Origin of the sequence: Flavobacterium turcicum, assembly GCF_011365745.1 — a bacterium.
Classification (GTDB): Bacteria; Bacteroidota; Bacteroidia; order Flavobacteriales; family Flavobacteriaceae; genus Flavobacterium; species Flavobacterium turcicum.
In genome coordinates, this window is the sequence record NZ_JAAOBY010000001.1 from 812,232 (window position 1) to 832,210 (window position 19,979).

At 35.5% G+C, this 19,979-nt stretch carries 19 protein-coding genes and 1 tRNA gene; 11 read left to right on the forward strand and 9 right to left on the reverse strand.

Annotation, left to right across the window (positions count from 1 at the left end):
- The first annotated feature begins 37 nt into the window (after positions 1-37).
- The 8 genes from murC to G9Q29_RS03580 all read left to right on the forward strand — a co-directional run bounded on the left by murC (position 38) and on the right by G9Q29_RS03580 (position 8,816).
- Positions 38-1,387 (forward strand): UDP-N-acetylmuramate--L-alanine ligase, encoded by a 1,350-nt coding sequence (gene murC, locus G9Q29_RS03545; protein ID WP_166133333.1) that lies wholly within the window; start codon positions 38-40, stop codon positions 1,385-1,387.
- On the forward strand, positions 1,374-2,096 hold the full coding sequence (locus tag G9Q29_RS03550; protein ID WP_166133335.1) for a cell division protein FtsQ/DivIB: 723 nt from the start codon (positions 1,374-1,376) through the stop codon (positions 2,094-2,096). The genes murC and G9Q29_RS03550 overlap by 14 nt, the downstream gene beginning before the upstream one ends.
- Before the next feature lie 6 nt (positions 2,097-2,102).
- A complete protein-coding gene (ftsA, locus tag G9Q29_RS03555) occupies positions 2,103-3,476 on the forward strand; it encodes a cell division protein FtsA (RefSeq protein ID WP_166133337.1) in 1,374 nt (457 codons plus the stop codon).
- Between the two features lie 50 nt (positions 3,477-3,526).
- Positions 3,527-5,467: a cell division protein FtsZ gene (gene ftsZ / locus G9Q29_RS03560; RefSeq protein WP_166133338.1), complete on the forward strand. Its 1,941-nt coding sequence runs from the start codon at positions 3,527-3,529 to the stop codon at positions 5,465-5,467.
- A gap of 323 nt (positions 5,468-5,790) precedes the next feature.
- Positions 5,791-6,240: a GatB/YqeY domain-containing protein gene (locus G9Q29_RS03565; RefSeq protein WP_166133340.1), complete on the forward strand. Its 450-nt coding sequence runs from the start codon at positions 5,791-5,793 to the stop codon at positions 6,238-6,240.
- A 168-nt stretch (positions 6,241-6,408) separates the two neighbouring features.
- Positions 6,409-6,482, forward strand: a tRNA-Arg gene (locus G9Q29_RS03570).
- Between the two features lie 78 nt (positions 6,483-6,560).
- On the forward strand, positions 6,561-7,361 hold the full coding sequence (locus tag G9Q29_RS03575) for a zinc-dependent peptidase (protein ID WP_166133341.1): 801 nt from the start codon (positions 6,561-6,563) through the stop codon (positions 7,359-7,361).
- A 195-nt stretch (positions 7,362-7,556) separates the two neighbouring features.
- Positions 7,557-8,816, forward strand: coding sequence for a YeiH family protein (locus tag G9Q29_RS03580; RefSeq protein ID WP_166133343.1), 1,260 nt, complete (start codon positions 7,557-7,559; stop codon positions 8,814-8,816).
- An 89-nt stretch (positions 8,817-8,905) separates the two neighbouring features.
- Here the strand turns inward: G9Q29_RS03580 and rpe are convergent, their stop codons facing one another.
- The 6 genes from rpe to G9Q29_RS03610 form a co-directional block, all read right to left on the reverse strand.
- Positions 8,906-9,568 carry a ribulose-phosphate 3-epimerase gene (rpe, locus tag G9Q29_RS03585; RefSeq protein ID WP_166133345.1) on the reverse strand — a complete coding sequence of 221 codons (663 nt, stop codon included), beginning with the start codon at positions 9,566-9,568 and terminating at the stop codon, positions 8,906-8,908.
- 550 nt (positions 9,569-10,118) lie between these two features.
- On the reverse strand, positions 10,119-10,982 hold the full coding sequence (locus G9Q29_RS03590) for a sigma-70 family RNA polymerase sigma factor (protein WP_026707723.1): 864 nt from the start codon (positions 10,980-10,982) through the stop codon (positions 10,119-10,121).
- 307 nt (positions 10,983-11,289) lie between these two features.
- Positions 11,290-13,425: a polyribonucleotide nucleotidyltransferase gene (locus G9Q29_RS03595; RefSeq protein WP_166133347.1), complete on the reverse strand. Its 2,136-nt coding sequence runs from the start codon at positions 13,423-13,425 to the stop codon at positions 11,290-11,292.
- A 234-nt stretch (positions 13,426-13,659) separates the two neighbouring features.
- Positions 13,660-13,926 carry a 30S ribosomal protein S15 gene (gene rpsO / locus G9Q29_RS03600; RefSeq protein ID WP_086453034.1) on the reverse strand — a complete coding sequence of 89 codons (267 nt, stop codon included), beginning with the start codon at positions 13,924-13,926 and terminating at the stop codon, positions 13,660-13,662.
- A 120-nt stretch (positions 13,927-14,046) separates the two neighbouring features.
- Positions 14,047-15,012 carry an energy transducer TonB gene (locus G9Q29_RS03605; protein ID WP_166133349.1) on the reverse strand — a complete coding sequence of 322 codons (966 nt, stop codon included), beginning with the start codon at positions 15,010-15,012 and terminating at the stop codon, positions 14,047-14,049.
- A 1-nt stretch (position 15,013) separates the two neighbouring features.
- Positions 15,014-15,469 carry a GAF domain-containing protein gene (locus G9Q29_RS03610; protein WP_166133351.1) on the reverse strand — a complete coding sequence of 152 codons (456 nt, stop codon included), beginning with the start codon at positions 15,467-15,469 and terminating at the stop codon, positions 15,014-15,016.
- Between the two features lie 77 nt (positions 15,470-15,546).
- On the opposite strand from G9Q29_RS03610, the gene xrtF reads away from it, so the two are divergent.
- The 3 genes from xrtF (at position 15,547) to G9Q29_RS03625 (ending at position 17,326) form a co-directional block, all read left to right on the forward strand.
- Complete coding sequence (gene xrtF, locus G9Q29_RS03615; RefSeq protein ID WP_166133353.1) at positions 15,547-16,083, forward strand: exosortase family protein XrtF; 537 nt, start codon at positions 15,547-15,549, stop codon at positions 16,081-16,083.
- Positions 16,073-16,516: an exosortase F system-associated membrane protein gene (locus G9Q29_RS03620; protein WP_166133355.1), complete on the forward strand. Its 444-nt coding sequence runs from the start codon at positions 16,073-16,075 to the stop codon at positions 16,514-16,516. Before xrtF ends, G9Q29_RS03620 begins: the two co-directional genes overlap by 11 nt.
- 129 nt (positions 16,517-16,645) lie before the next feature.
- Complete coding sequence (locus G9Q29_RS03625) at positions 16,646-17,326, forward strand: DedA family protein (protein ID WP_166133357.1); 681 nt, start codon at positions 16,646-16,648, stop codon at positions 17,324-17,326.
- Between the two features lie 194 nt (positions 17,327-17,520).
- On the opposite strand, the gene groL is transcribed toward G9Q29_RS03625, so the two are convergent.
- The 3 genes from groL to secG form a co-directional block, all read right to left on the reverse strand.
- On the reverse strand, positions 17,521-19,152 hold the full coding sequence (groL, locus tag G9Q29_RS03630) for a chaperonin GroEL (RefSeq protein ID WP_166133359.1): 1,632 nt from the start codon (positions 19,150-19,152) through the stop codon (positions 17,521-17,523).
- A 72-nt stretch (positions 19,153-19,224) separates the two neighbouring features.
- Positions 19,225-19,500: a co-chaperone GroES gene (locus G9Q29_RS03635; RefSeq protein ID WP_007137725.1), complete on the reverse strand. Its 276-nt coding sequence runs from the start codon at positions 19,498-19,500 to the stop codon at positions 19,225-19,227.
- A 138-nt stretch (positions 19,501-19,638) separates the two neighbouring features.
- Positions 19,639-19,977, reverse strand: coding sequence for a preprotein translocase subunit SecG (secG, locus tag G9Q29_RS03640; protein ID WP_166133361.1), 339 nt, complete (start codon positions 19,975-19,977; stop codon positions 19,639-19,641).
- Positions 19,978-19,979: the final 2 nt, after the last annotated feature.

Sequence of the window (19,979 nt, forward strand, 5' to 3'; positions counted from 1 at the left end):
ATACTTCGTTAGAATAAAATTTTAAACAGAATAAAAAATGAATCTAGAGCAAATACATAACGTTTATTTTATCGGTATAGGTGGTATTGGTATGAGTAATCTGGCGCGCTATTTTAAAACCTTGGGAAAACAAGTAGCGGGTTATGATAAGACGCCATCGGTATTAACCAACGAGTTGATAGCGTCTGGTATTGCAATTAATTTTGAAGATAACGTAACTCTTATTCCATCTCATTTTTCTGTTGAAAGCACATTGGTAGTAGTGACTCCGGCTGTTCCAGTTTCGCACTCACAATGGAATTTCTTTCTGCAAAACAATTTTGTGATTAAAAAAAGAGCCGAGGTACTCGGAATTATTACTAAAGATACTTTTTGTTTTGCCGTTGCGGGTACACATGGTAAAACAACTACTTCTGGAATTTTAGGTCACATATTGCATCAAAGTGGCGCCGATGTTACCGCTTTTATTGGCGGCATTGTAGAAAATTACAATTCAAACTTAATCGGAAACGGAAAAACGGTCACTGTTGTCGAGGCCGACGAATTCGATCGTTCGTTTTTACATTTGCATCCAAATATAGCATGTATTACTTCTATGGATGCAGATCATTTGGATATATATGGCACGAGCGATGCAATTGAAGCGTCGTTTATCGAATTTGCCTCTAAAGTAGAAGATAAAAACAAGTTATTCATAACAAGTGAATTACCAATTGATGGGGTGGTTTGCTCAATTAATACGGATGCACCTTATCGTGCCTATAATGTGCGAATTGGCAACGGAAGTTATGTTTTTGATGTACAGACACCTACTGAAATCATCAAAGACCTACATTTTGGATTGCCAGGAAAACATAATTTAATGAATGCATTAATGGCGATTGCAATGGCTAATTTATTCGGCACCCCAACCGAGGCCATTGCAAAAGGCATTGCTTCTTTTCAAGGGATTAAAAGAAGATTTTCGTACCAGATTAAAAGTGATGAAAAGGTTTATATAGACGACTATGCTCACCATCCTACTGAGATTAATGCAGTACATCAAGCCGTTAGAGAATTGTATCCTGGGCAAAAAGTACTTGCAGTATTTCAACCACATCTTTTTAGTAGAACGCGAGATTTTGCAGTTGATTTTGCAAAAAGTCTTTCAGCTTTTGATGAAATCTTGTTACTTGATATTTATCCAGCAAGAGAGCTACCAATTGAAGGAATTACCTCAAGTTGGTTGTTAGAAATGGTGTCAAATGAGCATAAAAAGTTATTAACAAAATCGGAGGTTATTCCTGCTGTTTTGGCTAGCGATGCAACAGTGATTGTGACTATTGGTGCAGGTGATATAGGAGAGATGGTTCCGCAAATTAAAATGGCTATCAATGAAACGCTTTAATTGGACAAATACCCGATTAGTCCTGATGTTTGGACTAGTTATTTTTCTTTTTTCGTTCACTTCAAAACGAAATGAAAAAAGGAAATTAAGAGCTACAGAAGTTATTTTTGTTGAGCAATTAGATCCGTATGTTAAACAAGAATCGGTTAATAAATTGTTAATAGAAAAAAACAGGGATGTAAAAAGTATTGAAAAACTTACTTTAGATTTGAGGGAGTTGGAGCAAACTATCAATTCACAAAAAATGATTAAAGAATCAGATGTTTTTGTGACTATTGATGGCGTGCTTAAAGCAGTAGTAAAGCAAAAGACCCCAATAGCAAGAGTTTTTGCCAATGAAAGGTCTTTTTATATTGATTACGAAGGTGGTACAATGCCTTTGTCAACCAATTTTACTGCAAGAGTTCCGCTTGTTTCTGGAGTAATTGGGTCAGTAAATAATGAAGAATTGGTGAATTTGTTTCGGTTGATTTACGAAGATGATTTTTTGAAAAAAAATATTATTGGAGTCGAGATAATGCCGAACAGTAGCCTAAAAATGTACAATAGGAATTTTGATTACCGCATCGATTTTGGTAATTTAAAAAATGCGGCAGTGAAATTTAAAAACTATAAAGCTTTTTTTCAAAAAGCAGTTTTAGATAGTTCGTTGTATAAATATAAGAAAATTGACCTCCGATTTACGGATCAAGTAGTTTGCACTAAATAATAGAGAATGGAAAAAGAGAACATTGCAGTAGGTCTAGATATTGGGACAACTAAAATTGTTGCCATGATAGGTAAAAAGAATGAGTACGGGAAACTCGAAATTTTAGGATTAGGTAAATCCAAAAGTCTTGGTGTGGCTCGAGGTGTGGTAAATAATATTACCCAAACTATTCAATCTATACAGCAAGCAATTCAGGAAGCGGAGATAGATTCAGGTTTTAAAATTAAGGATGTTGTTGTTGGTATAGCGGGTCAACACATTCGTAGTATACAGCATACAGATTATATTAGTAGAAATAATCCGGAAGAGGTTATTGGCGGAAATGACATACAGTTTTTAATTGACCAAGTCAACAAGCTTGCTATGTTGCCGGGAGAAGAGATTATTCATGTTTTACCACAAGAATTTAAAATTGATGGTCAATCTGAAATAAAAGAACCTATCGGTATGTACGGCGGACGCTTAGAGGCGAGTTTTCATGTTGTGGTAGGGCAAGCTGCTTCTATTAGAAACGTAGGACGTTGCATTCAAAGTTCTGGTATTGATTTGTCAGGACTTACTTTAGAGCCGTTGGCTTCGGCAGACGCAGTTTTGAGTCAAGAAGAAAAAGAAGCAGGTGTTGCTTTGATTGATATTGGTGGTGGAACTACTGATTTGGCTATTTTTAAAGATGGAATCATTCGTCACACAGCTGTAATTCCTTTCGGTGGAAATGTAATAACAGATGACATCAAGGAAGGTTGTTCAATCATAGAAAAACAAGCTGAATTGCTTAAAGTAAAATTTGGTTCTGCTTGGCCAGGTGAAAACAAAGACAACGAAATTGTTTCAATTCCTGGTTTAAGAGGTAGAGAGCCGAAAGAGATTTCTTTGAAAAATCTGTCTAAAATTATTCACGCACGAGTTGTAGAAATTATTGATCAAGTTTTTACAGAAGTAAAAGCATACGGACACGAAGATCCTCGCAAAAAATTAATTGCAGGTATTGTATTAACTGGAGGTGGTGCGCAACTTAAGCACATCAAACAATTGGTGGAGTACATTACCGGTATGGATACGCGTATTGGTTATCCTAATGAGCACTTGGCAGGTAATTCAGATGAAGAAATTTCAAGCCCTTTATACGCGACAGCAGTAGGTTTGGTAATGAAGAGTATCGAGAATAATTCTCAAAGTGCTGTTCGAAAAGGTCAAATAGAACAACCAAAAGAAATTGTAAAAAGAGTTCAAGAAACACCAACTGTTGTTTATGAACCAGAAGAAGAAGTGCAGGTAGAGCCAGAAGCAGTGAAGGCACCTTCGACAGTAAAAGGAATACAAAAAAACTTCTTTGATCGTTATGTAGAAAAAATTAAAGAATTTTTAGATAACGTAGAATAAGAAGTCAGCAAAGAATAAGAATTAATAATAAATATCAAAAACCCAAAATTATGCCAAGCAACACAGAATTTGGAAGTATTTCATTTGATTTACCTAAAAATCAATCAAATGTAATAAAAGTTATAGGGGTCGGTGGCGGCGGTAGTAACGCTATAAACCACATGTTTAGACAAGGAATCAAAGGGGTAGATTTTATCGTTTGTAATACAGATTCTCAAGCATTGCATAATAGTGCTGTTCCAAACAAAATTCAATTAGGTGTACACTTAACTGAAGGTTTGGGAGCAGGCGCAAATCCAGATGTAGGACAACAATCAGCCATCGAAAGTATCTCTGAGATAGAGAAAATGTTAGATGTAAATACCAAAATGGTTTTTATTACTGCTGGTATGGGTGGAGGTACAGGTACTGGTGCTGCTCCTGTAATTGCACAATTAGCTAAAGAAAGAGATATTCTTACTGTAGGTATTGTGACTTTACCTTTCTTATTTGAAGGTAAAGTACGTCAGGAACAAGCCTTAATTGGTATCGAAAAATTGCGTAAGCAGGTTGACTCTTTAATTGTAATCAACAATAATAAGTTAAGAGAAGTTTATGGTAATCTTGGTTTCAAGGCAGGATTTTCAAAAGCGGATGAAGTTTTAGCTACAGCCTCAAGAGGTATTGCAGAGGTAATCACACACCACTACACGCAAAATATCGATTTACGTGATGCTAAGACCGTGTTGTATAACAGCGGAACAGCAATTATGGGATCATCTGTTTCTTCTGGCGAAAACAGAGCAAAAGAGGCTATTATCGCAGCTTTAGATTCTCCTTTATTGAATGATAATAAAATTACTGGTGCCAAAAACGTATTGTTGCTTATCGTTTCTGGAACTAATGAAATTACTATCGATGAAATTGGCGAGATCAATGACCACATTCAAATTGAAGCAGGTCACAATGCCAATATTATTATGGGTGTTGGTGAGGATGAAGCTCTTGGTGATTCTATTGCAGTTACAATTATTGCTACAGGTTTTGATATCGAACAACAGAATGATATCGTAAACACAGAGCCAAAAAAAATTATTCACACCTTAGAGGATGAGCAAAGAAGTGTTCATAATTTAAGTAATACGTCAGTAAATACTTTTGATATCAATATTGAAACTCCAGTATCTTCAAGTTCAAGCGAAAGAATTGTCTTTGATCTTATGGAAGATGAAGTAGTCGTTCCTACTCCTGTTGTTGCAGCTCCAGAGGTAAATGCTGAGGAGTTAATTGGAATGTCTGACTTTATCAAAAATTTGGATGTTACTTTCGAGATAGTTTCTCCAATCACTGATATCGATTTTGTAGTAACCAATGCTATTCCAGAAGTAAAAGCAGTTCAGCCAAAAGCGCCAGAAAAGCAAGAACAAACCGCATTTTCTTTTGACTTGCCACTTTTTAAGACTGAAGCAGCAGCTCCAGTGCAAGAAAATAAAGTAGTTTGGGAACTAACCAACGAAACAAAAGAAATCAAAGTAAATGATGCGGTTCAGTTCGTTCCTGTAACAGAACTTTCAGATAACGGCATTATCAAATATTCTTTAGAGGAGTTTATGGAGCCAGAAGCAGAGTTCATGCCAAAGCCAGTTGCTAAAGTAGTTGAACCTGTAATTCCAGCTGAATTAAATATTACACTAAAGCATGTTGAGCGCACAGTAAATGAGGCGCCAGTTGATTTCGCAGCAATTTCGCCAATGGAAATGACTATTGAGGAATCAATGCGTATGAAAGCAGATGAGCGTCGTCAAAAATTAAAAGAATTCAACTATAAGTTCAATAACAACGTAGCGAATCGTGACGATTTTGATAAAGGACCAGCCTACAAGCGTTCTGGAGTCGATATTTCAACTAATCAAGTGAACAGTGCTAATTCAAGAATTTCATTGAGTACTGACAGTAACAACGATTTACAATTCAGATCAAACAACTCGTATTTGCACGATAACGTTGATTAATACGCAATAATACCAAATGTAAATAACCCGAAAATAGAACTTATTTTCGGGTTATTTTTTTTGATGTTATGACATTAACAGCAGTTGCTATTACGGTTAAAATGCTGTAAATTTGTCGAGCCTATTTCCAGCTGCCGTTACAAGCTTTTGGCACAAAACACTTTTTTCTACCTCCTTAAAATAGCTTCCTTTGGTCGCTTTTTAAGTCCAAGAAAAAAATGTGTTTTCCTCTCAAAAGGCTTTTCACTTTCATCTGGGGCAAAAATGCATCATTCATAAGTTGTTTCAACTACAACACTAAAACAAAATTTAAAACCCAATATATGAGTTTATCAGTACAAATCATGGACGAAATGAAAACCGCCATGAGAGCCAAAGATACAGTTGCTTTAGAAGCTTTAAGAGCCATAAAAAGTGAGATTCTTTTAGCGCAAACGGCTTCTGGATCTAAAGAAGAAATTACCGAAGATGAAGAGGTGAAGTTATTACAACGTTTAGTAAAAACACGTAAAGAAAGCGCAAGAATTTTTACAGAGCAAAACCGTTTGGATTTGGCTGAGCCAGAATTGGCTCAAATCGCTGTAATCGAAAAATTCTTGCCAGCTCAGTTAAGTGAGGAGGAAGTAGAAGCTGTAATTGCTAAAATTATTGCTGAAACAGGAGCTTCTGGTATTGCAGCAATGGGTAAAGTAATGGGATTGGCTTCTGCACAACTTGGTGGAACCGCTGAGGGTAGAACGATTTCAACAATAGTAAAAAAATTATTGACCTAGTCAGAAATTTATGCATAACGATTTTATTTTGTAAATCTAAAATCGTTACTTGCGCCTCTCAAAAAAAACAAAACTTTTCCGTTTGGTTTGTAATCGGCAGTTACATTTTTGCATACCAACAGTGTTTTTAACACTCCAATGAAAAACTGTTTTGTTTGAGATTTTTTTGGCTGTGTAGTTCAACTGGATAGAATATCAGATTTCGACTCTGAGGGTTGCAGGTTCGAACCCTGTCGCGGCCACTTTTAACTTTAAAGCTTCAACTGATTTCCCAAGGAGGGAGCATGGTTGAAGCTTTTTTAATAAATCCATCTTTTCGTATGACAATTGCATTGATAATTTCTGGGTTTGTTGCTGTATCTCTTTTGCTCTATGTGATCTTTGTGATTGTAGAGCCCATTTTTTTATTTCTTTTTAATAAGCCACTTTATGTTCATTTTTATCCGGTACAACGCAAATTGTCACCGAATCAAAGAGAATTACTTCTTGAAAATTTTCCTTTCTACACGGCACTTTCCACACGATACAAATCCTATTTTGAACATAGAATAGTGTGTTTTATCGAGCGTTATCAATTTGTAGGTAGGAAAATTGAAGTTACCGATGAGATGCGGGTTTTAATCGCTGCTACTTACGTCATGCTGAGTTTTGGTTTGCGTAAGTATTTAATAGCTGTTTTTGAAGTAATTATTATTTATCCTACTTCTTATGATTCGGATGGCAATGGTGTCTTTCACAAAGGGGAGTTAAATATAAAAGCGAAGGCAATAGTTTTCTCTTGGGAAGATTTTATGTCCGGTTTACAAACGAAAAATGACAATATTAATTTGGGTTTGCACGAGTTTGCGCATGCCTTACAAGTGCATGGCGTAAAAAGTAAAGATGCAAGTGCAATTGTGTATCACGATTCTTTCAACCAATCACTAAGTTATTTTTTAGACCCTAATCGTCAAAATGAATTACTTCGAAAAGGATATTTTAGAGCTTATGCTTATGAAAATGAGTTTGAATTTATGGCCGTGGTTTTAGAGCATTTCTTTGAATCTCCTTTAATTTTTAAAGAGAATCATCCCGCATTATACCAACATGTTGTTAGGATGCTAAATTACAAAAGCAGGTAATTTTGTGCTCTGCCGCCAAGCGAATTGAGTTGCGTCTTTTTGTTATTTCCCAATTGTAAAGCTATTTTTTATAATTATTTACCAAGATTTGTATAGTAGTGACAAGTGGGGAAAGTAAATTTTTAAAGGTTGCTATTTTTGATAAGCCTACTTTATCGCTACACAATATTAATTTTATAACACAAACTAATTCTAATGGAAAAGAAAGAAAAGAATTTTGGTCTTCACGAAGATTGGACTGTGGTACTCATTGGATTTTTAATTATTGCTATATCGCTGTTTGTATTTCTGCCAGAGGTGCCTGTTTTTAAATGGTCCACGGGTTCTGATTTGATGGATACGGTTTTTTCAAAAGAAAATGTGCTGCTTATCCTTGTTCAATTTTTCTATTTTGGAGCATTAGGCAGTCTTGCAGCATTGTTGATTGGTAAGTCAGTGCGGTATTTTGCTATAGTTTTTCCAGTACTGTATGCTCTTACCCTTTTGGCTCTTATTTGTGCCGGAAACAGCTGGGTAAAAAATTATAATTTAGAAGCGGTTATTTTTAGTTTAGCAATAGGGTTGTGTATCGGTAATTTGGTTATACTTCCTGACTGGTTTCGTACAGCGCTTTCAACTGAAGTCTTTGTCAAAATTGGTTTGGTGCTTTTAGGAACGAGTGTGATTTTTTCAGATATTCTAAAAGCTGGTTCGTTGGGACTTATACAAGCATTGGTTGTGGTTTTGTCAGTTTGGTACTTTGCCTTTTGGTTGTGTAAAAAACTTAAAGTTGACGATGAACTGACTATGATGATATCTAGTGCCGTTTCCATCTGTGGCGTATCAGCAGCTATTGCTACTTCGGGAGCTATTAAAGGAGATTCAAAAAAGTTATCTTACGTAATTTCGATGGTGTTGGTTACTGCAATCCCAATGATGATTTTTATGCCGATGATTGCTAAATATTTTAACTTTCCAGAAACAGTTACAGGAGCTTGGTTGGGCGGAAGCATTGATACTTCGGGAGCGGTTGTTGCTTCGGGGTCATTAGTAGGCGAGACGGCTTTAAAAATAAGTACTATCGTTAAGTTTTCTCAAAATGTTTTATTAGGAATTGCTGCTTTTGCGATTTCAGTTTATTGGACGTATACGCAAAACCAAACAGCCGATGTTCAGGCTGCCAAACCTACTTTAGGAGTTATTTGGGAGCGTTTTCCGAAGTTTGTTTTGGGTTTTATTGCTGCCTCTTTGTTTTTTTCTTTTTTGGTTCCATCTGAAACGAGAGAAGTTGTAAAAGAAAGTTTAAAAAATATTCAAGGTCTTTGGTTTGCTTTAGCCTTTACTAGTATTGGTCTTGAAACCAATTTTAAAGAGCTTTTTTCAAATAGTAGTAAAAAACCATTGTTCGCTTTTTTATTGGCGCAGTTATTTAACGTGATTATGACATTGATTGTTGCTTTTCTATTGTTTGAATAACTTTTGTAATAGGAAGCCCTGAAAATTTTTGAAAGTAATTCTTCTAGAAATAAAAAATCCCAATCTATGTGATTGGGATTTTTGTCGTTTTATATGGTAGTAATCTTTTTTAAGTCGGCAACCGTGGCAATTGGGTCAGTAGCTCCAAATACGTAGCTTCCAGCAACTAAAACATCGGCTCCAGCTTCTGCTAGCTGACGCGCGTTTTTGTTGGTTACACCGCCGTCTATTTCAATAATTGTTTGCGCTCCTTTGCGGTTTATTAAAGCTTTTAGCTTTTCTACTTTTGCGTAAGTGTTTTCAATAAATGATTGTCCTCCAAAACCAGGATTTACACTCATGATACAAACCAAATCAATATCATTAATTACATCTTCTAACAGATCAATTGAAGTGTGTGGATTAATGGCAACTCCTGCCTTCATTCCTTCTGCTTTTATGGCTTGCAGCGTTCTGTGCAAGTGTGTGCACGCTTCATAATGTACGCTCAGGATATTAGCTCCTAGGTCAGCAAATGTTTTGATGTAACGATCAGGATCTACAATCATTAAGTGTACATCAATTGTTTTGGTAGCGTGTTTTGCTATAGCTTGTAAAACTGGCATTCCGTATGAAATGTTTGGTACAAAAATGCCGTCCATGATGTCTATATGAAACCAATCGGCTTCACTATTGTTGATCATTTCAATGTCTCGCTGTAGGTTTCCAAAGTCAGCCGCTAATACTGATGGAGCAATAAGTGTATTTTTCATTGTGTAGTTGTTTAATCTGAATATGTTTCAGATTCTTAAGTTGTTGGTGCAAAAATAGTTTTTTTAGACCAATTGAAGTACTTTTTCATTAAGAAGAAATAGCGTCTTTTTGTAACGAAGGTAGCGTAAGGGATAACAGCGACATTCTTTTGTGCAGCGTTAGCGAAACAAAAGATATAGCGAATAGCCCGACCCGAAGTTTTTACGGAGGGTTACGCCCTTAAAGTGAATAGTGAGAAGTGAATAGTGAGAAGTGAATAGTGAGAAGTGAATAGTGAGAAGTGAATAGTGAGAAGTGAATAGTGAGAAGTAAATAGTGATTTGTGGTTATATTGAAAAAAAATAAAACCTCGGAAACTCGATCCGCCGTGGCGGAGAACAGACCGAGGTTTTATTGAAAAAAATAAAACCTCGGTAATCAGCCGAGGTTTCAATCATCAATCAAAAAACGAACAGTTAATCAGACTGTTGTTTGCTTTAAAAAAGTTTCAAGTTTAAGGTTTCAAGATGTTTTGAGCAACTTTAAACTTTAAACTTGAAACAAATATAGTTATCCTAAATAGGTTTTTAAAATTTTACTTCTAGAAGTATGTTTTAATCTACGGATTGCTTTTTCCTTGATTTGACGTACACGCTCACGAGTTAGGTCGAAAGTTTCTCCAATTTCTTCTAAAGTCATTGGGTGTTGGTCACCAAGACCAAAGTACAAACGAACTACATCAGCCTCACGAGGTGTAAGAGTTTCAAGAGAACGCTCAATTTCAGTACGTAATGACTCGTGAATTAACTCTCTATCTGGGTTTGGAGACTCTCCAGAACGCAATACATCGTAAAGGTTAGAATCTTCACCTTCTACAAGTGGCGCATCCATTGATAAGTGACGACCAGAGTTTTTCATAGACTCTTTTACATCATTTACGGTCATATCTAGTTCTTTTGCAATTTCCTCAGCAGATGGCGGACGCTCGTTAGATTGTTCTAATAAAGCGTACATTTTGTTGATTTTGTTGATAGAACCAATTTTGTTCAAAGGTAAACGCACAATACGAGATTGCTCAGCTAAAGCTTGCAAAATCGATTGACGAATCCACCATACAGCATACGAAATGAATTTGAAACCACGAGTTTCATCAAAACGTTGTGCTGCTTTTATAAGTCCAAGGTTTCCTTCGTTAATTAGATCGGGAAGGGTTAAACCCTGATTTTGATATTGTTTTGCCACCGATACTACGAAACGTAAGTTGGCTTTTGTTAATTTTTCTAAGGCGCGCTGGTCACCAGCTTTAATCTTTTGTGCTAACTCTACCTCTTCATCAGCCGTGATAAGATCAACTTTTCCAATTTCTTGTAAATATTTGTCTAATGATGCAGTTTCACGATTCGTTACCTGCTTGGTAATTTTAAGTTGTCTCATGGTGTTGTCTCCTCAATTTTAAAGTGTACAAATAGTTATACGTAAGGAGTTGCAAAAAAGTTACAATGTTTTTAAAATAATTTTATTTAGTTTAATTCTGAGCGAAGCCGAAGGAGGGCATTCCCTGCGGTCCGGGCTATTCGTTACAATCTTTTTATTCGCCGCGGCGAATAAAAAGGATTTCCACTGCTATCCCTAATGCGGTTTAGTTTACATTATAACGTTATGTGTTTTTAGAAAACAAAAATCCCGTTCGCATTGCGAACGGGATTTTCTATAAATAAACCTTTAGTAAACTAAGATCTGATTACTCTTTTTTCTCCTCGCGTGGAGGTCTTGGTAAAAGAGCTTTTCTTGATACTTTCTCTTTTCTAGTTTTAGGATCAAGTCCTAGGTATTTTACTTGGAACACATCGCCCATGTTTACCACATCACTAACGTTTTCAGTACGTTCCCAAGCTAATTCAGATACGTGTAATAAAACTTCGTTTCCAGGAGCTGCAGTATACTCTACAACCGCACCAAAATCTAACATTTTAATTACTTTCACTTCGTAAGCTTCACCCATTGCTGGTTTGAAGATGATAGAGTCAATTTTTGCTAATACAGTTGCAATTCCATCTGGATCAGTTCCTAAGATCTCAACTACTCCTTGTTCGTCTACTTCGTTGATTACGATAGTTGTTCCTGTAGCTTTTTGTAATTCTTGAATCACTTTTCCACCAGGTCCAATCAAAGCACCAATAAAGTTACCTGGAATAGTTCTAGTGATGATTTTTGGAGCGTATGGTTTCACATCTTCTTTTGGAGCAGCAAGAGTTTCAATTAATTTTCCAAGAATATGCAAACGACCGTCACGAGCTTGAGCCAATGCAGCTTCCATAATCTCGTATTTCAAACCGTCAATCTTGATGTCCATTTGACAAGCGGTAATTCCTTCAGAAGTTCCAGTTACTTTAAAGTCCATGTCTCCTAAATGATCTTCATCACCAAGAATATCAGACAATACCGCGAAACGTTCTCCGTCAGTAATTAATCCCATTGCAATTCCAGAAACTGGACGAATCATTTGGATACCAGCATCCATCAATGATAATGTACCAGCGCAAACAGTAGCCATAGAAGACGAACCATTCGATTCTAATACTTCAGAAACGACACGAATTGTATAAGGACAATCAGCAGGAATCATGTTTTTCAAGGCGCGTTGTGCCAAGTTTCCGTGACCAACTTCTCTTCTTGAAGTTCCTCTTAATGGACGAGCTTCACCAGTTGAGAAAGGAGGGAAGTTGTAATGCAAGTAGAATTTTTCTTCACCTTGTTCAGATGGAGAGTCAATTTGATTAGCTTCTCTAGAAGTTCCTAAAGTAGCTGTAGCCAAAGCTTGTGTTTCTCCACGTGTAAACAATGCAGATCCGTGTACTGATGGTAAATAATCTACCTCACACCAGATTGGTCTGATTTCTGTAGTTTTTCTTCCGTCTAAACGAGTTCCTAAATCTAGGGTTACGTTACGAACTGCTTCTTTATTGGTTTTATAGAAATATTTAGAAACTAAATCTCCATTTTCAGCCAATTCTTCTTCAGTAAATAAAGCTTTTACTTCTTCTTTTACTTCTGCAAATGCAGAAGTACGTTCTTGTTTAGAAGAACCTTTGCTAGCAATAGCATATATTTTATCGTAAGCTGCTTCTTTTACTTTAGCGTAAATAGCTTCATCAGATTTTTCATTTTCGTATTCACGTACTTCTTTTTTTCCAAAAGCGGCAGCTAATCTTTCTTGCGCAGCAATTTGTACTTTAATGTGCTCGTGAGCAAATTTAATTGCTTCTAGCATTTCTGCTTCTGAAATCTCTTTCATTTCACCTTCTACCATGGCGATAGAATCGGTTGAAGCTCCAATCATCATGTCAATGTCTGACAATGCTAATTGTGCGCGAGAAGGGTTGATGATGAATTTACCATCAATACGACCAACTCTAGCTTCAGAAATTAAAGTTTCAAATGGAATATCAGATAAAGCAAGTGCTGCCGAAGCTGCTAATCCTGCTAACGCATCTGGCATTACATCCTCGTCATGAGACATTAATTGAATCATAACTTGAACTTCAGCATGGTAATCATCTGGGAAAAGCGGACGCAATACACGGTCTACCAATCTCATTGTTAATACTTCGCTATCACTAGGGCGTGCTTCTCTTTTGAAGAAACCTCCAGGGAAACGACCCGCTGCAGCAAATTTTTCACGGTAATCTACCGTTAATGGTAAAAAATCAATACCTGGACTTGCTTTTCTTGCGGAAACAACTGTACCGAGAATAACAGTTTTTCCAATTCTTACTACTACAGATCCATCAGCTTGTTTGGCTAAACGACCTGTCTCGATTGTGATGCTTCTGCCATCACCTAAATCGATACTTTCTACAAATAATTGTGGAATCATAAATTTAATTTTTTAGTTAAACATGGGTTCTAGTTGTGTTGTAGTTGTTGTTGTGCGTAGTTAATGCCTAAAACCCAATGAAAAACCAAACTTTTTTTAATAATCAATCCAAATGAATTGATGCTGCGATTTTGTCTTAGCTCTAATCCCTTTTGTGTCAGGACTTCTGTAGTGATTTAAGACAATATTATATAAAATAAAAAAAGAGGCACTTTCGCACCTCTTTCCTATTGATTATTTTCTGATATTCAATACTTTGATAATTTCACGGTATCTGTTGATTTCTTTCTTTTTCAAGTAATCTAACAACGATCTTCTTTTACCTACTAGTAATACTAATGAACGCTCTGTATTATAATCATGACGATTTTTTTTCAAGTGCTCAGTTAAGTGACTAATTCTGTAAGTAAACAAAGCGATTTGCGCTTCAGCTTTTCCAGTATTCGTTTTTTCTCCGTGTTGTGCGAAGATTTCTTCTTTAATCTCTTTAGTTAAATACATTCCAATATTATTTAATGATTCTTATGTATGTCTGCCATCTATTGGTAGACGGGTGCAAAAGTAAAAAATAATTATGAATAAGGAAACATTAATCGGTTTTTATTTTGAGGTTGTTGTAAATTATCTAGAGCCTTGTAGTGCAATAGGCAGGGAGTATAGTACTCTAACATTTTGCCCTCTTTGTATACCTGGTTTCCATTTTCCGTAACTCTTAACGACTCTAATTCCTTCTTGATCTAAAACATCGTTCAATGATTTGAGGATTTTCACTTCGCCCAAGTCACCATTTTTCTCTACAACAAACGAGATGTATATTTTTCCTTTTACTCTGTCGTAAGCTCTAGGGATTTGGAAGTTTTTCCCGATATGTTGGTAGAAATCTTTCATACCGGTTAATGGTTCTGGTTTAACTTCTAATTGGGTATAGGAATATTCATTATTGTCTTGATCTGTGCTCACTCCTGAAATCAACTCGCCGTCTCTATATTGTTCAGTATAGCCATAAATAGTGATAAAGGTTCCTGTCCAAGAACCTTCTTTCAGTCCATTTTTATACATTCCTTTTTCAGTCCCGAACTTAAAAGTTTTTTCATAGGTACCATTGCCATTAACAACGGTTTGCTTGCCGTTTTCCAGCCAGTAGTTTTTAAGTTTTTGTAACGTCGAAAATCCATCTTCTGATTCAAAATATTCTGATTCAGATTCCTTTGTACCGTTTTCGTACCATAGTTCTTCATTTCCAACTAATCTGCCTTTTAAGTAGTTGGTAATGCTCTTTTTATTCCCGTTTTCGTAATAATTAATAAACTCTCCAGATTTACTTTCAACATTGGCAGTGAGTGCTTGACCTGACATTGATATAGCTCCGGATTTATAATACTCTTTAAAACTATACATATTTGTGGTCGTATCGAAAGATTCAATCACACGATAGTACAAGTGATTATCGTAGTTTGTTTCTACACCAAGTGAGTCAAGATATATTTTTTTACCAACTGATTCTTGACTAAAACCAAATACAGGTGCTAGCATTAAACACCAAAAAATAAGTTTTGAGTAATTATAGGCTTGCTTTTTATTTTTCATGCTAAAATAATGTTGCAATCTCTTGATTTACAAACTCTAAAAAGCGCTCATCTTCTTCAGTAAAAGGGTCTATTACATGGCTATCAATATCAATTTGGCCAATATTTTGTCCGTTTACGAAAAGAGGCACAACAATTTCAGATTTTACGGTAAAGCTACAAGCAATATAATTGTCCTGAGCGCTTACATCGGGCACCACAAAATTTGCATTCGACTCGGCAACTTGTCCGCAAATTCCTTTTCCGAAAGGGATTACAGTATGATCTGTTTCTGCACCTACGTAAGGTCCTAAATGAAGCGTTTTTGTTTCGTGATTGGCAAAATAAAATCCTACCCAATTGTAGTAAGGGATAGAATTGCTCAAAAGTTGACAGATAGACAAAAGTTTTTCGCCTCGGGTTTGAGTTGTATTTTGAGTAATTTCGGTAACTTTAGGTTGTAATTCTTGAAAGGTCATGTTTTGTTAATTTTATTTTACAAAAGTATTTAAAGACGGTTTTATATTTTGTATAAATTTGTTAAAAAAAAATTAAGTTGAAAAAATATTATTACCAATACAAACCCTTTTTACTTTTTTTAGGTTCTTTTTTTCTGAGTTATGTTGTTTTGACAGCTTTGTATCAATACTACTTATCTGGATTTGAAATGAATAAAGTGGATGGGATCACCAAGATGGTTAGCAATCATACCGCTTGGGTTTTGGACTGTTTTACTACTAATTCTTTTGTAACCGAAAGTTCAAAACACGCTTACATGAAGCTTATGTATCAAAATCATTACGTAGCTAGGATTGTTGAAGGTTGTAATGCAGTGAGCGTTCTAATATTGTTTGCTTCATTTGTGATTTCTTTTTCTGGTCGCTGGGCTATTACAATTGGTTATGTTTTGTGCGGTAGTGTTTTAATTTATGTGTTAAATGTACTTCGCATTGCAGCCTTGAGCGCCTTAATTTTTTATTATCCAGCCCAAGAACCTTTGCTTCATGGAGTCATTTTTCCATTATCAATTTACGGTGTGGTGTTTTTATTATGGTTAATTTGGGTGCGTAAATATTCAAGTTATGCTGCGTAAACTACTTCAAAACAAGTCGCGTTTTTTCTTTTTGATGGTTCTTGTTGTGCTTTTAATTTTGGTACGTGCTTTTGAGAATCAAATGTTTTATGATCCCTTTCTAGATTTTTTTAAAAACGATTTTGAAGACTCAAAACTTCCTATTTTAGATGAAGGTAAATTGTTTTTAGGATTGTTTTTTAGATATTTTTTAAATACCGTTTTTTCGCTGGCAATCATTTTTATTTTATATCGAGACAAAGCTTTAATTAAGTTTGCATCACTGCTGTATTTGTTCTTTTTTGTGGTATTAATTGTTGCTTTCTACATTGTGCTTTTGAACGATTTACCAAATCAAAACTGGGTTTTGTTTTACATCAGAAGATTTATTATTCAACCTCTTTTTTTACTATTATTTTTGGCAGGTTTGTATTATCAAAAGCAAGTAAAATAATTCAATTTTTGTCTTTTTCGAGGGTTTTTACAACCGTTAATAAAACTTTAAAATAAAACAATAAATTGTTCTTGATGTTTATTATATGTACTTTCACGCGCTAATAATTGTAGTACAAAAAAACTTAGAATGAACAATTTTGATTGGAAGAATTTAATAGACCCACTTTTTTACATCCATTTTGATATTAACGGGATTAAGTTGGGGATTTATATCGTTTTATTTATTGTTTTTGCCGAAACGGGTCTCTTTGCAGGTTTCTTTTTACCAGGGGATAGTTTGTTGTTCTTGGCAGGGATTTACAGTCGCGAATTAATTGAAAATATAGTTTTTATTGATAATGATTTCTTAAATGTGGTCTTGTTATCTACATTGGTTGCGTTAGCTGGTATTTTAGGAAACGTAGTGGGATATTGGTTTGGGTCAAAAAGCGGATATTATTTGTACAATAAACAGGATAGTTTTTGGTTCAAGCGTAAGTATCTAGTACAATCAAAAGATTTCTTTGAAAAGTATGGTGGCAAGGCGATTATTTTTGCTCGTTTTCTTCCAATATTTAGAACTTTTGCACCAATAGTTGCTGGTATCGTTTCTATGAACAAGCAAAAATTTATGTTTTATAACATCCTAAGTTCTTTTATTTGGTCTTTTACATTAATCTTTGCGGGTCATTATTTGTATGGTTTCCTTTTGACTAATTATCAAATCGATTTGAAAGAGCACATTGAGTTAATTGTTCTTACTTTGGTTGGAATTACGATTTTGCCTGTTATTTATAAATTTAGCCGAAAGTCGAAGACTCAAGAATAAAATAATTAGGACTTTAATAACAACTGATTAACATAAAAAAGGATGTGGTTTATAGAAAACTGCATCCTTTTTTTTACACCACTTTATTAGATTTTATTTTAGTGCAAGTCATTCTATTAACGCGGTTTTATTGGCGTATAAAAAAAGGTCGAAGCAAGAGCTTCGACCTTTAATTTATTTACTAATCTTTAGGATTACATCATTCCTGGCATTCCACCGCCCATTGGCATTCCGCCTCCAGCGCTTTCTTCTTTAATGTCAATTAATGCACATTCTGTTGTTAATATCATTCCAGCTACAGATGCTGCATTTTCTAATGCTACACGTGTTACTTTCTTCGGGTCTATAATTCCGGCAGCAAGCATATCTACATATTGATCTGTTTTAGCGTTGTATCCAAAATCACCAGCGCCTTCAGCAACTTTAGCAACTACAACAGATCCTTCAAGACCTGCGTTTTCAACGATAGTTCTTAATGGAGCTTCTACTGCACGAGAAACAATTTGAATTCCTGTAGCTTCATCAGCATTGTCAGCTGTAAGTGCAGCAAGAACATTTTTAGCTCTTAATAATGCTACACCACCTCCAGCAACAATACCTTCTTCTACAGCAGCACGAGTTGCGTGTAATGCATCGTCTACACGGTCTTTTTTCTCTTTCATTTCTACTTCAGAAGCAGCACCAACATAAAGAACAGCAACGCCACCAGCTAACTTAGCTAAACGCTCTTGTAGTTTTTCTTTGTCATAATCAGAAGTAGTAGCTTCCATTTGACTTTTAATTTGGTTCACACGATTTTTGATCATGTCTGCATCTCCAGCACCACTTACAATTGTAGTATTGTCTTTGTCGATAGTTACTTTTTTAGAAGTTCCTAACATTTCAATTGTAGTGTTTTCTAAAGTGTAACCTCTCTCTTCAGAAATTACAGTTCCTCCAGTTAAAATTGCAATATCTTCTAGCATTGCCTTTCTTCTGTCGCCAAATCCAGGTGCTTTTACAGCAGCAATTTTTAATGCTCCTCTTAATTTGTTTACTACTAATGTTGATAAAGCTTCGCCATCAACATCTTCAGCAATAATCAATAATGGCTTACCTGATTGTGCTACTGGCTCAAGTACCGGCAATAATTCTTTTAAAGAAGATACTTTTTTGTCGTACAATAAGATGAATGGATTCTCTAATTCAACTTCCATTTTCTCAGAGTTGGTAACAAAGTACGGAGATAAGTATCCTCTGTCAAATTGCATACCTTCAACTACATCTACATATGTATCTGTACCTTTTGCTTCTTCTACAGTGATCACTCCTTCTTTTCCTACTTTTGCGAAAGCAGTAGCGATTAGTTCACCAATAACCTCGTCATTATTAGCAGAGATAGAAGCAATTTGCTTGATTTTTTCAGAGTCGCTACCTACAACTTTAGCTTGCTGAGCTAAGTCAGCTACAATAGCCTCAACTGCTTTGTCAATACCGCGTTTCAAATCCATTGGGTTTGCTCCGGCAGCTACGTTTTTTAATCCTTCTTTTACAATTGCTTGCGCTAAAACGGTTGCAGTTGTAGTTCCATCACCAGCTAAGTCATTGGTTTTTGAAGCTACTTCTTTTACCATTTGAGCTCCCATATTTTCTAAAGGATCTTTTAATTCGATTTCTTTAGCAACGGTAACCCCATCTTTGGTTACGTTTGGACCTCCAAAAGCTTTTCCAATAATTACATTACGTCCTTTTGGTCCTAATGTTACTTTTACAGCATTTGCTAATGCGTCAACTCCACGTTTTAATCCGTCACGTGCTTCAATATCAAATTTTATATCTTTTGCCATTTTTAATTTAGTTTAAAGTTGTTTTAGTTTAAAGTTGCTTGCAGGAATCTAACCTGAAACTTTTAACAAAATTTAGATTATCGCTAGAATATCATCTTCGCGCATGATCAAATAATCTTTTCCTTCTAGTTTTAACTCGGTCCCAGCGTATTTTCCGTAAAGAACAGAATCTCCGATTTTTACGGTCATTGTGTGTTCTTTAGTTCCATTTCCTACAGCAACAACAGTCCCTTTTTGAGGCTTTTCTTTGGCTGTATCTGGTATAAAAATTCCTGATGCAGTTTTTGTTTCTGCGGCAACAGGTTCGATAAGAACTCTGTCTGAAAGTGGTTTAATGTTTAATGCCATGATTTATGTTTTTAAATTATTTATTTTGGAATGCTAAGCAACTTTCAGAAATTATGCCATGCTAATAAAACTGACATAATTTCTTAAAAAAAAATGCCAGCTTTGACAGGCTGGCATTTTCTATATTATATCAAGTAATTATTTTGCTGGATTTGTAGCAGCTGGTGCGTTTTGAGCTGGTACAGCTGGAGCTGGAGCTGCAGAAGCTGGTGTATTTTCAATAATTTTAGAATCAGTATCACTTAATGATCCAGTGAAACTTAAGCTTGAAAGTAAAATAAGCGCAATTAAAATAGCAGAAAGTGTCCAAGTACTTTTGTCTAAGAAATCAGTTGTTTTTTGTACTCCACCTAACATTTGTGAACCACCAACATTAGATGATAATCCGCCACCTTTAGGGTTTTGTACCATGATTACTACTATTAATAGGAAACAAACTATAGTTATTAAAACTAAAAAAATTGAAAATGTGCTCATTG

Excerpts from the sequence above, each read along its gene's own strand:
- G9Q29_RS03635 (WP_007137725.1), bottom strand. The coding sequence starts at position 19,500 with ATGGCATTAAACATTAAACCACTTTCAGACAGAGTTCTTATCGAACCT.
- ftsZ (WP_166133338.1), top strand. The coding sequence starts at position 3,527 with ATGCCAAGCAACACAGAATTTGGAAGTATTTCATTTGATTTACCTAAA.
- G9Q29_RS03625 (WP_166133357.1), top strand. The coding sequence starts at position 16,646 with ATGAACAATTTTGATTGGAAGAATTTAATAGACCCACTTTTTTACATC.
- G9Q29_RS03590 (WP_026707723.1), bottom strand. The coding sequence starts at position 10,982 with ATGAGACAACTTAAAATTACCAAGCAGGTAACGAATCGTGAAACTGCA.
- G9Q29_RS03595 (WP_166133347.1), bottom strand. The coding sequence starts at position 13,425 with ATGATTCCACAATTATTTGTAGAAAGTATCGATTTAGGTGATGGCAGA.
- G9Q29_RS03620 (WP_166133355.1), top strand. The coding sequence starts at position 16,073 with ATGCTGCGTAAACTACTTCAAAACAAGTCGCGTTTTTTCTTTTTGATG.
- rpsO (WP_086453034.1), bottom strand. The coding sequence starts at position 13,926 with ATGTATTTAACTAAAGAGATTAAAGAAGAAATCTTCGCACAACACGGA.
- G9Q29_RS03565 (WP_166133340.1), top strand. The coding sequence starts at position 5,791 with ATGAGTTTATCAGTACAAATCATGGACGAAATGAAAACCGCCATGAGA.
- rpe (WP_166133345.1), bottom strand. The coding sequence starts at position 9,568 with ATGAAAAATACACTTATTGCTCCATCAGTATTAGCGGCTGACTTTGGA.
- groL (WP_166133359.1), bottom strand. The coding sequence starts at position 19,152 with ATGGCAAAAGATATAAAATTTGATATTGAAGCACGTGACGGATTAAAA.
- G9Q29_RS03610 (WP_166133351.1), bottom strand. The coding sequence starts at position 15,469 with ATGACCTTTCAAGAATTACAACCTAAAGTTACCGAAATTACTCAAAAT.
- G9Q29_RS03575 (WP_166133341.1), top strand. The coding sequence starts at position 6,561 with ATGACAATTGCATTGATAATTTCTGGGTTTGTTGCTGTATCTCTTTTG.
- G9Q29_RS03580 (WP_166133343.1), top strand. The coding sequence starts at position 7,557 with ATGGAAAAGAAAGAAAAGAATTTTGGTCTTCACGAAGATTGGACTGTG.
- ftsA (WP_166133337.1), top strand. The coding sequence starts at position 2,103 with ATGGAAAAAGAGAACATTGCAGTAGGTCTAGATATTGGGACAACTAAA.
- murC (WP_166133333.1), top strand. The coding sequence starts at position 38 with ATGAATCTAGAGCAAATACATAACGTTTATTTTATCGGTATAGGTGGT.
- G9Q29_RS03605 (WP_166133349.1), bottom strand. The coding sequence starts at position 15,012 with ATGAAAAATAAAAAGCAAGCCTATAATTACTCAAAACTTATTTTTTGG.
- secG (WP_166133361.1), bottom strand. The coding sequence starts at position 19,977 with ATGAGCACATTTTCAATTTTTTTAGTTTTAATAACTATAGTTTGTTTC.
- G9Q29_RS03550 (WP_166133335.1), top strand. The coding sequence starts at position 1,374 with ATGAAACGCTTTAATTGGACAAATACCCGATTAGTCCTGATGTTTGGA.